This is a genomic window from Mycoplasma sp. 2575 (assembly GCF_053851635.1).
Window position 1 is genome coordinate 53,273 of sequence record NZ_JBSQBB010000006.1, and the last position, 13,483, is coordinate 66,755.

Consider the following 13,483-nt stretch of genomic DNA (forward strand, 5'->3'; position numbering starts at 1 on the left):
ATAACATTTAATTGTTTAAAATATTAAACGTTATTTATCTTATTATTTCTTTATTCATATATGGAACTAAAACTTTTGGAACAGTTATCGAACCGTCTTCATTTTGATAATTTTCTAAGATAGCAGCAACAACTCTATCAATGGCCAAACCAGAACCATTTATTGTGTATGCATATTTAGTTTTTCCCTCTTTAGTTCTATATCTAATTTTTGCTCTAATCGCTTGAAAATCCTTATAAATTGAAATTGAACTAGTTTCGCGATATCTCTGCTCAGAAGGAATTCACAACTCAAGGTCAATTGTTTTAGCTGACCCAAAACCCGTATCACCTGTTGATAATATAAGCTCTCTAAAAGGTATTTCTAGTAATTCTAAAATGCTTTTTGCATCATTGACCGTTTTTTGTCATTCCAATAAGCCATCTTCTTGTTTAACGAATTTAACTAGTTCAACTTTGTGAAATTCGTGTTGTCTAATTAAGCCTTTTGTATCTTTACCACCACTCCCAGCTTCAGATCTAAAGCATTTAGTATATGCGACATATTTGATAGGATTTTCAAGATTTAATATTTCATCGTAATGCAAATTGGTGACTGGAACCTCGGCAGTTGGTATCAGTCATAAGTCACTATTTTCGACCTTAAAAAGATCTTCGCCAAATTTTGGGAGTTGTCCTGTGCCATAAAGCATATTTGAATTAACTAGGTGCATTGGCATAATTTCTTTATATCCATTTTTTATATGTGTATCTAACATGAAATTTTCAAGCGCCCTAATTAATCTAGCCCCATCGTTTTTATAAAGTGCAAAGCGTGATTTTGAAAGTTTAACGGCTCTTTGGAAATCCACAATATCAAGCTTAGTTGCGATTTCATAATGCGGCAAGACATTTTTAACTAATCCACGTCCAAGGTTAGCATATTCGCCAATGCAAACATTATCCTCATCGCTTAAACCTATTGGCACGTCATCATAGGGGATATTAGGTATTTGTAATAATAACTCATTTACTTCTTTGACAATTTGATTTGTTTCAGATTCGATTGATTCAATTTGTTTTTTGGCTTCATTTACTTCTAGCATTAGCAAGTTATAATCTTGGTTATTTCTTTTTTTGATTCCTATTTCTTCGCTTAGTTTATTTCTTTTGGCCTGAAGACCTTCTAAATTATGAATCAATGAATTTCTTTTGTCACCAAGTTCATAAATTTTATCAAGTGCTAAATGGTCAAAATTTCTGTTAGCAAGTTTTTTAATTACTTCTTCCTTATTTTTTAAAAGATATTTTAGATCAATCATATTTTAAACTCCCTGAATTAAACTATCAATAATTTTATACTTTTTTAATAAAGTATGGTTGTTATTAACTTTAATTTGCATATCCTTAAATAGGTCATAAAAAAGTATGATTGTGCTACAATTAAAAAGATATGCTTAAACAGAATTTTATAGTAACTGGAACATTTGAAAAAGTGTTATGGAGATCAAGAGATCAGCGTACAGCAATTGTGGCTTTTAAAGTTTTAGAAAATGATAAAAAAAATCCCATAATCTTAAATTCCTATAATTCAATAACCATAACTTTTTATGATCATTTATTTGACGAATTAAAAATTGAAATTCACGAAAAAAAATATGAAATAAGCGTAATTAAAAATAACCTTTCAAAATATAATGATAGTTATTTGATCGATTCCCAAATCCCTTTTAAAAAAGTTACGTCTGAGCTTCTAATTGAGGAAAAAAATGAATATTTAAGTCAAGTTTTTAAATTAGAGCTATTTAATGAATTAAAAAATGTTAAGTTTAATACATTAATAAGAGATTTAGGAGAAGATGTTTTTCAAAAAATTTATGACGATAAAAAGCTTTATGGCCAAACATTTGGTATTATTGCGGAAGATTGAAAAAGACTTGTGGAAATAATAAAAAATAACTTTCAATATTTAATTGATATATCACACCTTTTTAAGATTAATGTTTCAAAGGCAACAAGCAGGTTAATTTTAAAGAAATTTAGTAGCCTCAAAAGTTTTCTAGATGAGTATTTTGATAATTTATACGATTTTTATTTTGACCTTGAAGAATATGAAAATATTAAGATATCTGATATTGATAAGATTGTAATTGAATTTAATCCTACATCGCTAGTTCAAAAAAACGCAACTTATTTATATGCATTTGTGGAAGAATATTTTTTTAATTCTGGTAATACGCGAATTAAAGTAGATAAATTTTATAAAACCCTATGTAATATTTTTAATAATGAAATTTTTAATAGTATTAAGAAACATTTTGATGAGACAGTTGCCCAATTATTAGAAAAAAGATTGCTTATTTCTTTAAAATACATTGATGGTGAGTACTATACTACTCGCGATACAATCTATAAAGAAGAATATGTTGTAAAGCGTCTTTCATATATATTAAAGAAATCAAATTACGAAGAGCCTAATATTTTAAATATTCCATCGATTTTTGATGCACAACAAGTCACAGCTATTAGATCAGCTTTAACTGAGAATTTAGTATTAATTACTGGCAATCCTGGGACTGGTAAAACATTAATAACTAATGAAATTATTGACCAATTAGCTAAAAAATATGATCATAACGATATAGCAATTTTAACTCCGACTGGTCGAGCAACAATTAATATTAATATAAAGCAAGAAAATATGAAGGCCCAAACAATTCATAGTTTTTTGCGTTGAGATCAGGAAAGTAACAGATTTTTTACTAATGAAGATTCAACCTCTGATATTAGTATTTTAATTATTGATGAGTTTTCAATGGTGTCATTGGATTTGTTTTATAATCTTTTAAAAGGCATATCAAAATATACATTAACTAAAATTATCTTAGTTGGTGACAAGGATCAATTGCCGGCCATTGGCAGTGGCTACTTAATTAAAGATTTTATTGAGAATAATATTTTTAAAACTATTATTTTAACTAATATATATCGTCAATCTGGAAACTTTGATATTGTTAAAGATGCTTTAAAAATAAATGAAGGGGTATTTCCGGATTTTGAATCAAAAAATTCTGAATTTTATCCAACAAATCGCCTTGAACTTAAAAATAAATTAATTAAGAAGATTGAAGAATTATTAGCTCAAGGCTATACAAAAAAAGACATAGCTATTCTTAGCCCAATATATCGTTATGAAACTGGTATTGATGAAGTTAATGAGGCTCTTATTAGTTATTTTAGAAATAAAGAAAAACCTGAAGTCGCTAAATATCGTGAAAGAACATTAGCAATTAATGATAAAATTATCAACCTAGTTAATGATTCTAAATTGAAAGTTTTTAATGGTGAAATAGGTTATATTTCGAAATTTATATATGCTAAATCAACAACAAAAAAGGAACCTATTTTATCACACATTTCCATTGAATTTGATAGTGATGACAAAGTGGTTACCTTACCAAGATCCTATTTCTTTGAAAATACCTATTCAGCCTATTGTACAAGTGTTCACAAATATCAAGGTAGTGAGTGCAAGGCCGTGATTGTAATTTTATTCTCAGAAGCCAAAAAATTATTAAGTAAAAAATTAATATATACAGCAATAACAAGAGCAAAGCAATATAGTGTTATTATAGGCGAAAAAAGTGCGCTAGAATTTGGTATTGCAAATGATGATGATTCCAAAAGAATTACTAATATTCAATATCTATGAATGAAAAATCATAAATAACAAATATTTTGTTTTAATTTTTAATTATTAAGGAGAAATTATGAAATTAATTGTTGGATTGGGAAACCCAGGTGTTGAGTACGAGAGAACAAGACATAATGTAGGTTTTATGGTTATTGACAAACTTGCCGAGAAATTAGAATGTCCCCTAAAGGAAAAAAAGTTTAATGGAATTTTTTATAAGGATAGTGAAATAATTTTAGCTAAACCCTTGACATATATGAATAATAGTGGCGAATTTATTAAAGCAATTTGCGATTATTTTGAAATAATGATCGACGATATCATTGTCGTTTATGATGATATGGATACCGAACTTGGTAAAGTTACTATTAGACAATCAGGCTCTTCAGGAGGCCATAATGGCATTAAGAGCATTATAAACCATCTAGGCACCCCAGATTTTAAACGTTTAAAAGTGGGGATTGGTAGAAAGGAAAACGCTATTAACTTTGTTTTAGGAAAATTTAGTTATAGTGATTCATTGGTAATTGAAAAAGTTATTGATGCAGCATCTGATGCTTTAATTCAATTTATTAGTAATGATATTCGTTATGTTATGAATAACTATTCAGGTAAAATTTATGGAAAATAAGTTAATTGAATTAAGACAAAAATTTTTTAATGAATTTATTAATAACCTTGTTTCATTGGATGAAACCTTTATCCTTGGCATTAGTGGTGGACCTGATTCAATGTGACTGCTCAATCTTATGAAAAATCAAAAAATTATTGTTGCTTGTGTTAATTATAATAAGCGTGAGGACTCGTGAAAAGATGAAAAAATAGTTCGAGATTTTTGCTATAAAAATAACATCGTATGCGAAATTTTTTCAATAGAAAAATCAAATGATCATGTTGGTAATTTTCAAAAAATAGCACGTGATCAAAGATATGCATTTTATAAAAAAATTTATGATAAATATAAGGCTAATTATTTAGTTCTTGCGCATCACAAGGATGATTGTCTTGAAACATTCTTATTTCAGAAGCAAACTTTTAGACACCCAAAACAATATGGGATAATGCCATTAAATAAAATTAATAACATGAATATTTTTAGACCGATGATTAATTTGTGGTATAAAGATGAAATTTTAGCATTCTGTAATCAATTTGCGATACCATATGCTATTGATTATACAAATAATTTGCCTATATATACTAGAAATAAAATTAGAATTGGACTAAAAAAATGTTCTTCTTTACAAAAAGATGAATTATTTTTAAAATTAAAATTCTTGAATAAAGAATTAGAAAAAAAACAAAATCTTGTAAATAATGAATTTAAAAAGTTTAGGCAATCTAATTACAATTATAAAATTCTAAATTTTGATCATTGTTATATTAATGAAATTTTATTTGAATATTTGCACGCTAATGTTAAAGATATTAAAATTTCATTAAATAAATTAAATTCATTTAAAAAGTTTATTATGTCTCAAAAAAATTTTAAAGGTTTTAAAATTAATGATGAAGTAATTATCTATAAGAAGCAAGCGTCTCTAAAAATTTGTAAAAATTAATTTTTATTTTATAATTTTGCTAATAAATTATATTAAATTACTATAGAAAGGAGTTTTATATGGGAAATAAAAATAACTCTCCACAACCGAAAGAAAAGAAAAAAATTGGATTATTTGGAATAGTTGGGATTTTTATTGCTATTGTTGCCTTTATAGTTCTTGTTTTAATTGCAGTTGATCAAATTCGTGCTGCTTCAATCAAATACGAGAATCTTGGTTTTTTAGAAAAAGTCGTAAGAGAAACAGCAAAAAGTCAAACTGATGGTCTTTATGTTTCGCAATGATTAGAAAATACTTATTCTGATACTTTAAATATTACAGTTAATGGAACCCAGAATGAATTGCAATTTTTGCTTGGTCGAAAATTTTATCCCTTTTCATCTTATTCATTTACGATTAACTTAAGTGGATTATTAGAAAGGGAATTACCATCTTCATTAATTTCATGAACAAATACTAAAACATATTATGAAGCTCTTAGTGCCATAACTTCAACAAGTGGTGGTATTTCTGGCTCATTTAGTTCAGCACCAATTCCACAGGCTGGCATCTTCGAAAAATACATAAGTCCAGCAATTAATGTAATCTTCTTTGGAATTATTATTATTGCTATTGTATTTAGCTTAAAATCAATGTCAAGAAGAGGATTGGGCGGTGATTTTGGTATAGGTAATAAATCATTAGCACAAAGAGTATATTCAAATAAAAAATTCTCAGATATAGCAGGAAATGAGGAAGTTAAGGAAGAAGTTAAAGAATTAGTTGATTATTTAAAAAATCCTAATAAATATGACGCTGCGGGTGCCAGAATCCCTAAAGGTATTTTACTTGGAGGCCCTCCAGGAACTGGTAAAACCTTAATTGCAAAAGCTACAGCAGGGGAAGCTAATGTGCCTTTCTTCTTTATTTCTGCTTCGAATTTTGTGGAAATGTTTGTTGGTCTTGGTGCCAAACGTGTTAGAGATATGTTTGAAGAAGCAAGAAAACATGCACCTGCAATTATATTTATCGATGAATTGGATGCTGTAGGTAGATCGCGGGGCGCTGGAATTGGTGGCGGAAATGATGAAAGAGAACAAACTCTTAACCAATTGCTAGTAGAAATGGACGGCATTAAGGAAAATAGTGGAATTTTAATTATGGCAGCAACTAACAGAACCGATGTTCTTGATCCTGCCTTATTAAGACCTGGTCGTTTTGATAGAACTATTACTGTCGGACTCCCTGATATTAAAGAAAGAGAACAAATCCTAATATTACATGCGAGAGGGAAAAGAGTTGATCCTAAAATTAGTTTCTCACAATTGGCTAGAAGAACTCCTGGATTTTCGGGTGCCCAACTCGAAAATGTAATTAATGAGGCTTCATTATTGAGTGTTAGAGAAAGAACTCTATTTATTACTTTAGAACAAATTGATGAAGCTATTGATAGAGTTATGTCGGGTCCTGCTAAGAAATCAAGAACAATTTCTGAAAAAGAAAATATAGCAGTTGCGTATCATGAAGCGGGCCATGCCGTTGTTGGAATTAAAATGAAAGGCGGCAATAAGGTACAAAAGATTACCATTATCCCTCGTGGTCAGGCAGGTGGATATAATTTAATGATGCCTGAGGAAGAAAAATACAATCGTTCAAAATCAGAGTTAATTGCTATTATTACTTCATTTATGGGTGGCCGTGTCGCCGAGGCAATTATTTATGGAAAGGAAAATGTGTCAACTGGTGCTAGTGATGATATTGCTAAGGCAACATCTATTGCACGTAGAATGGTTACTGAATGAGGTTTATCTGATTTAGGACCTATTAAGTATGAGGAAGATACATCAAATCCATTTTTAGGGCGTGATTATATGAAAAATGCTTCCTTTTCAAACAAGGTCGGCCAAGAAATTGACGAACAAATTCGCAAAATTATTCTTACAGCAGAACGCGAAGCACATAAAATTATTTCAGAGAATCGCGATTTATTAGAGTTAATTAAAGATGCTCTTATTATTAAAGAAACAATCGTTGCTGAGGAAATTGAATATATTGCTGAAAATATGAAATTACCAGAAGGGCTAAGCAAAACAAAAGAACAATTAAAAGTAGATTATTCAGAAGTTGATTTTAATAATTTATTTAATGAAGTTTCAGGAGCTAAAAAAATAACTGAGGATAAATATAAAAACGACTTAGCAGAGGAACTTGCAAAACATGATGTTCCATTCGATGATAATTTGTCTGGTAATGATGAAAATGATGATAATAATTAAAATTGAATAACTTTTTATTTAAAATCCCAATAGACAATAACATGGTGTCTTTTGGGATTTTAATTTAATAATTTGTCATATGTGTTATATTAAGTATCTTTTTTAGCTTTAATTTGTTTATGTAATTGTTATATATTATAATTTAGTTAATTATAAATTACTGTATAGATAATGTAAATTAAACACGCAAAGGAAGAAAAGATTATGAAGAAGAGTTTATTAAAAATATTATTGCCCTTAACAAGTATCGGAATTGTTCCTGTTTTAGCAGTTTCATGCTCTAATTCTGAAAAACAATTATTAGAAAAAGAAATTGAAAATGTTAATAAAACTATCAAAGAGGATAAAAGTTTAACTGCTGAAACAAAAATTTTATTAGCGCAAAGTGTTACAAAGACAAGAAATTTATTAGCTCAAGCGAAGTCAGATGCAGAAATTAAACGAATAAAGGATGCATTTATTAATGAAATTAATGAGATTAAATTAAAAAACAAACAACAACCAACACCTAAACCAGATGACAAACCAGGCGATAATCCAAGTGCTCCTATTGATGAAACAAAAAAAGAAAATCAAGTAATTAAGAAATTAAAAGATATCTTTGAGGTTAGTGAAGAAAATAAAACTAAATATGGTGCTAAATTATTAAATAAAGAAGTTTGATTATGATATGGCAGAAAAGATAAAAATATAGTTGTAACACAACAAGGTAAGAATCCTAATTGAAAAAAAAGTGTTGATGTAATATTTACAATAAAAAATACTAGTTTATTGGAAGATACACAACTTGTTAATTCTGAAAAATCAACCTATGAAAATAAGAAAAGAAATTCAATAGAATTGCAATCGCAGCTTAACTATAAAATAGTCAAAAAGAGTGAGAAAGATGATTCTGATGGAAAAAATAAGACTGTTGATTTTGAAGTAATTGTTGAATATAAAAGTGCATCATACAGTAAAGATGGAAATCATATAATTTCCGATACTTCTAATACTTCTAAATTAGAATTTTCAATTAAGGTACCAAAAACTAATGAAAAAATTAGCGATGTTGATGCCTTTATTAAAACTACACAAGGTAAGTTTAAACTAAATGATAAATATTCTAAAAAAGGTTCCTTAAAAGAAGATTTAAAACAAAAAAATATTGATCTATGATATTCATACACCTCGCATGCCATTGTTTGGACACAAAAAAATCAACACCCTAATTGAAAAGATTTGAATGAATCGGACCAGGTTTTATTATCAAACGGTATTGAGTGAAATAAAGACGGAAAAAACTATCAACTTGCAAACCCTTCTAAACCAACATACATGAAAAATAATCAAACAAAAATTAGCAGCAAGCTTGATTATGAAGTTAATGAAAAAGGCGGTAAATTTATTTTAATAATTAAATATAAAGGTGCTGAATTTGTTAAAAAAGGTGCTCCTATTATTGGCAATGAAGTTGTTTCTTCCGAAATAGAAATTGCTTAAAATAAAAAGAAAATAGAGGGAAACTCCTCTATTTTTATTAGTCTTAAATACTCTAAATATCGCCGGAATTTATTAATTGTTTTTTAATATCGTTAATAAGTTTTTTAGAAAAAATACCCCTTTTTAATCTACTTTGTTCTTCTAAAAAATCAAGTTCATTATAGATGCGATAAATCAATTTTAAAGGATAATTTAACTTGGTTATCGATTCTTTAAAGTCAATTCAGTCAATAACGTTAAACTCATCATCGTTGTAGCATTTAATATCAAGGTCAAAGTCAATGTATTTAATGATATTATCCTCAATAAAAAAAGGGCTAGCTAAATTAACATAAATATTGTTTGGTCTATCATCATTAAGAGTTATCGAAGCATTATAAAATTTATTTTTGGCAAAGAAAAACAAAATAGGTTTTGAAACTAGCCAGTTGATATTTGATTCTTGCACTTTTGTTTTCATTAATAAAACAACAACAAAATCATCAAGATTAGCTATGATTTTACACCCTTCATATTGTCGATATAATGTGCCATCATACTTAAAAGCTTGAACAGAAACTAGCTGACCCATTTGATATAGTTTCTTAGGTTTTCTTGATTCTAATTTTGATATATTTTCTTGTTTTGCTAAATCATGAAAACTCTTAATCTCATTATTAGAGCTCATGTATCCTCATTTTTAAATAATTAATATATGTATAAGAAACTAATTTTACTTAGTTAGTTATCATAAAAATTATAAACAAAAGTTACTAAAAACCATCTTTTTTAAAAAATATGCAAGAAGGTTTTATACAATTTTATCTATGAGATTAAGACATAATAAAAACGCATTAAGCACTCTCGAAAATAGCGAATTTTATATTAACCAATTCCCTTATACACCTAAAAAGGATGCCGTTGTTGAGATTGGTATGGGAAAGGGAAAGATGCTTTCAGAATTAGCACTATGTCATCCGGAAAATGAATATATAGGTATAGAGAAATACTCGACCCCAGCATTATTAGCGCTCAAAAAGATTGAACAAAAGTCTTTAAAAAATATGAAGATAATTGTGGGCGATGCTGCTAAACTTAATGAAATTATTGCCGATAAGGTAAAAACAATTTGGCTAACTTTTTCTGATCCATGGCCTAAAAAAAGGCATTTTAAGAGGAGACTAGTTTATAAAACCTTTTTAGAACAATATAAATCTGTTCTTGATAAGGAAGGCAAAGTTTATTTTAAGACTGATAATAACGGGTTATATGAATTTGCATTGGAACAATTAAAGGAATTTAACGCTGATATAATTTATCATACGTCGGATTTACATAATTGTAATTATCAAATTGAAAATAAATTGACTGATTATGAAGAAAAATTCAGAAATGAAGGCAAAAAAATTTATTTTATTGCTTTTAAATTTTAAACCATAAAAAAGTTTATGGTTTTTTTATGCCTTTAATTTTTATGTCTTTTTTGATATAATTAATATATTACTTTGTAATATATTATAGGAGTAAATATGCTTAATGATGAAGAAAAAAAACTAGATGAACTAAAAGTGAGCCAGGAAAAAAGCAAAGAGGAAACAATAGATGATTTTTATGCAGTTAGCGATGAAATTAAAAGAGTTTTTGATGACGAGCCAAAAGAAACAATAGATGATGAAGAGGAATATATTCCCCAAAATAATGAAAGCTATGTTGTCCAAAGTCAAATTCTAGATAGTGAAGTAAACGGACTAAGACCAGCTGATCTTGCAACGGTTATGAAGAGTTCGTTTCTTGAATATGCAATGAGTGTTATTGTTGCAAGGGCTTTACCTGATGCAAGGGATGGACTAAAGCCAGTTCATCGTAGAATATTATATGGTATGAGCGAATTGGGGATGTTTCATAATGTGCAACATAAAAAATCTGCTCGTATTGTTGGGGATGTGTTGGGTAAATATCACCCTCATGGTGATAGTTCAGTTTATGAAGCAATGGTTAGAATGGCTCAAGATTTTTCTTTGAGATATCCTTTAATTGATGGCCATGGTAATTTTGGTTCTATTGATGGCGATTCTGCTGCGGCTATGCGTTATACAGAAGCAAGGATGTCAAGGATTGCGGGCGCTATGGTTGATGGTATTAAGAAGAATACTGTTGATTTTATTGATAACTATGATGGGACAGAAAAAGAACCAGTGGTATTGCCTTCTAGATTTCCTAATTTATTAGTTTCTGGTTCATATGGTATTGCTGTTGGTATGGCAACAAGTATCCCACCTCATAATTTAAATGAGGTTATCGATGGTGTTTGTGCATTGGCAAAAAACCCTGATATTACAATAAGTGAATTAATGGAATATATTCAAGGTCCAGATTTTCCAACTGGGGGGATAATTTTTGACAAAGAAGGTTTAATACGCGCCTATGAAACAGGAGTTGGCCGTGTTACTATACGTTCAAAGGCAACTATTCAGGAATTGAGTAACGGCAAATCTAAAATTATTATTACAGAAATTCCATACGGTAAAAATAAAGCAAGCTTAATTGAAAGTATAAATCATTTAATTAAGGATAAAAAAATTGAAGGAATTTCCGATTTTCGTGATGAATCAAACCGCGATGGTATAAGAATTGTAATCGAAATTAGGAAGGCATATGTCCCAGAAGTTATTTTGAATAAATTATTTAAATTAACAGAATTTCAAACTAGATTTTCATTTAATATGGTAGCTCTAGTTAATAATGAACCGCAAAAACTTAATTTAAAAACTGCTTTAGAAGTATATTTAAAACACCAAATTAATGTTCTTACAAGAAGATTGCAGTTTGATTTAGAAAAAGATTTAGCAAGAGCTCATATTTTGGAAGGCCTTAAAATTTGCGTTGAAAATATCGACCGTGTAATTGAAATTATAAAGAAATCAAAAACTGATGTAGAAGCGCAAACAGAATTAAGTAATAAGTTTAATTTAAGTGAAATTCAAACCAAGGCCATTGTTGATATGAGACTCGGCAGATTAACTGGATTAGCTATTACTAAGATGAATGAAGAGCTGGCATTAGTTCACGAAAGAATTGGCGAATATCAAAGAATATTGGGCGATAAAAATGCTTTAATTGATCTAATAATAAAAGAGTTAAACGAAATCAAAGAAGCATATGGAGATAGCCGTAAAACACAAATTAATTGAGATGAAGCCTCTGATATTAATAATGAGGATTTGATTCCTAGAAAGGACGTTGTCATTACTGTTACTACAAATGGCTATTTAAAACGTTTAGATTTAGATGAGTACAAAGAACAAAACCGCGGTGGCGTTGGTGTTTCAACTGCTAAAACCTATCAAGACGATGATATTCAAGACATTCTGGTAGCTAATACACATACTGATTTATTGATATTCACTACTGGAGCTAAGGTTTATCGTGTAAGAGGATATGAAATCCCAGTGGGGACTAAGCAATCAAAAGGTACACCAATTATTAATATCATTGGTGCTTTAAGTAGTGATGAACGTGTTATAAAAATATTAAGTGTTGATGATAGCGACTATGATAAAAATAAATTCTTAGTAACTGTAACTAAGAAGGGAATTATTAAAAAATCACATTTATCATTATATAAATTAATTAATCGAAACGGAAAACTAGCATTTGGATTGCGGGATGGAGATAGTCTTGTCGAGGCACTAGTTGCGACTGATAATGAGGATATCTTTATAGCAGCCAATAATTCAAAATTATCACGTTTTGAGGTGGCTGATATTAATTCAAAAGGTAGATTAGCAGCTGGCGTTGTGGGAATAAAATTAGGAGAAAATGAAAAGGTAGTTTCTGCTTCGACCTCGAGCGAGGGAAATTATATTTTTAGCCTTGGTGCAAGTGGATATGGAAAATTAAGCCTTGTTGATTCATTTAGAAAAACAAAAAGAAATTCAAAGGGTGTTTTAGCTTTAAATGAAGGAAAAGCTGGCGAACTTGCTTACTCAGCAACTGTAAAAGGAACTGAGGATATAATTGTTATAACCGACGAGGGTGTTACAATTAGATTTTCACTAAAAGCCGTAAGTATTACTGGAAGAAATGCAAAAGGAGTTAAATTAATCGATCTAAAGAAGAGAAATTCTTCTATTGTTGCAGTGGCAAAAGTAATTAACGAAACAGGCGAGGAAAATGAAACACGTCAATTGACTGATACTGAATTAAAAGATATTACGAGTGATGTTGATCTTGATATTCAAAATGAAGAAAAGACCAATAATAATGAATAAAAATTGTTTAAATAAAAAATATAATATTAAATTAGTTAGTTAAAATATTATAAAATATTAGATGTATTTAAACCAAGCACAAAATAAATCTTTTGTTGTTATATATTAAATACGCATAGTTGCAAGTAAAAGTCCATTTTAGGACTTTTTTATTACTTTTTTAGCGCTTTTATAATGCCTACGTTAAATTGCAACAAAAATGAGCCACCTAACATATATAGTAAAATGTTATAGGTGGTCTTATTATGCATGAAATAGAATT

At 28.9% G+C, this 13,483-nt stretch carries 9 protein-coding genes; 7 read left to right on the forward strand and 2 right to left on the reverse strand.

Annotated elements, in window-relative coordinates; all coding sequences use genetic code 4:
• Nucleotides 1-34: 34 nt before the first annotated feature.
• Entirely contained in the window at nucleotides 35-1,300 is a 1,266-nt protein-coding gene (gene serS / locus ACWXVU_RS01735; RefSeq protein ID WP_444704939.1) for a serine--tRNA ligase, read from the reverse strand.
• A 131-nt stretch (nucleotides 1,301-1,431) separates the two neighbouring features.
• Here serS and ACWXVU_RS01740 point away from each other — a divergent pair, with 131 nt between their 5' ends.
• From ACWXVU_RS01740 to ACWXVU_RS01760, 5 genes are all read left to right on the forward strand, one after another.
• Nucleotides 1,432-3,708, forward strand: a complete 2,277-nt coding sequence (locus ACWXVU_RS01740; RefSeq protein ID WP_456012050.1) for an ATP-dependent DNA helicase — start codon at nucleotides 1,432-1,434, stop codon at nucleotides 3,706-3,708.
• Between the two features lie 40 nt (nucleotides 3,709-3,748).
• Entirely contained in the window at nucleotides 3,749-4,303 is a 555-nt protein-coding gene (gene pth, locus ACWXVU_RS01745; RefSeq protein WP_456012051.1) for an aminoacyl-tRNA hydrolase, read from the forward strand.
• Nucleotides 4,293-5,234 (forward strand): tRNA lysidine(34) synthetase TilS, encoded by a 942-nt coding sequence (gene tilS / locus ACWXVU_RS01750; RefSeq protein WP_456012052.1) that lies wholly within the window; start codon nucleotides 4,293-4,295, stop codon nucleotides 5,232-5,234. Before pth ends, tilS begins: the two co-directional genes overlap by 11 nt.
• Nucleotides 5,235-5,293: 59 nt before the next feature.
• The gene (gene ftsH, locus ACWXVU_RS01755; protein WP_456012053.1) at nucleotides 5,294-7,489 is read left to right on the forward strand and encodes an ATP-dependent zinc metalloprotease FtsH; all 2,196 of its coding nucleotides are present in this window, start codon (nucleotides 5,294-5,296) and stop codon (nucleotides 7,487-7,489) included.
• A 204-nt stretch (nucleotides 7,490-7,693) separates the two neighbouring features.
• Complete coding sequence (locus ACWXVU_RS01760; RefSeq protein WP_456012054.1) at nucleotides 7,694-8,971, forward strand: hypothetical protein; 1,278 nt, start codon at nucleotides 7,694-7,696, stop codon at nucleotides 8,969-8,971.
• A 52-nt stretch (nucleotides 8,972-9,023) separates the two neighbouring features.
• On the opposite strand, the gene ACWXVU_RS01765 is transcribed toward ACWXVU_RS01760, so the two are convergent.
• Entirely contained in the window at nucleotides 9,024-9,638 is a 615-nt protein-coding gene (locus ACWXVU_RS01765; RefSeq protein WP_438340542.1) for a DUF402 domain-containing protein, read from the reverse strand.
• Nucleotides 9,639-9,777: 139 nt separating this feature from the next.
• Here ACWXVU_RS01765 and trmB point away from each other — a divergent pair, with 139 nt between their 5' ends.
• Together trmB and gyrA are read left to right on the forward strand one after the other, a co-directional pair.
• Nucleotides 9,778-10,383 carry a tRNA (guanosine(46)-N7)-methyltransferase TrmB gene (trmB, locus tag ACWXVU_RS01770; protein ID WP_456012055.1) on the forward strand — a complete coding sequence of 202 codons (606 nt, stop codon included), beginning with the start codon at nucleotides 9,778-9,780 and terminating at the stop codon, nucleotides 10,381-10,383.
• Between the two features lie 96 nt (nucleotides 10,384-10,479).
• Complete coding sequence (gene gyrA, locus ACWXVU_RS01775) at nucleotides 10,480-13,221, forward strand: DNA gyrase subunit A (RefSeq protein WP_456012056.1); 2,742 nt, start codon at nucleotides 10,480-10,482, stop codon at nucleotides 13,219-13,221.
• Nucleotides 13,222-13,483 lie beyond the last annotated feature (262 nt).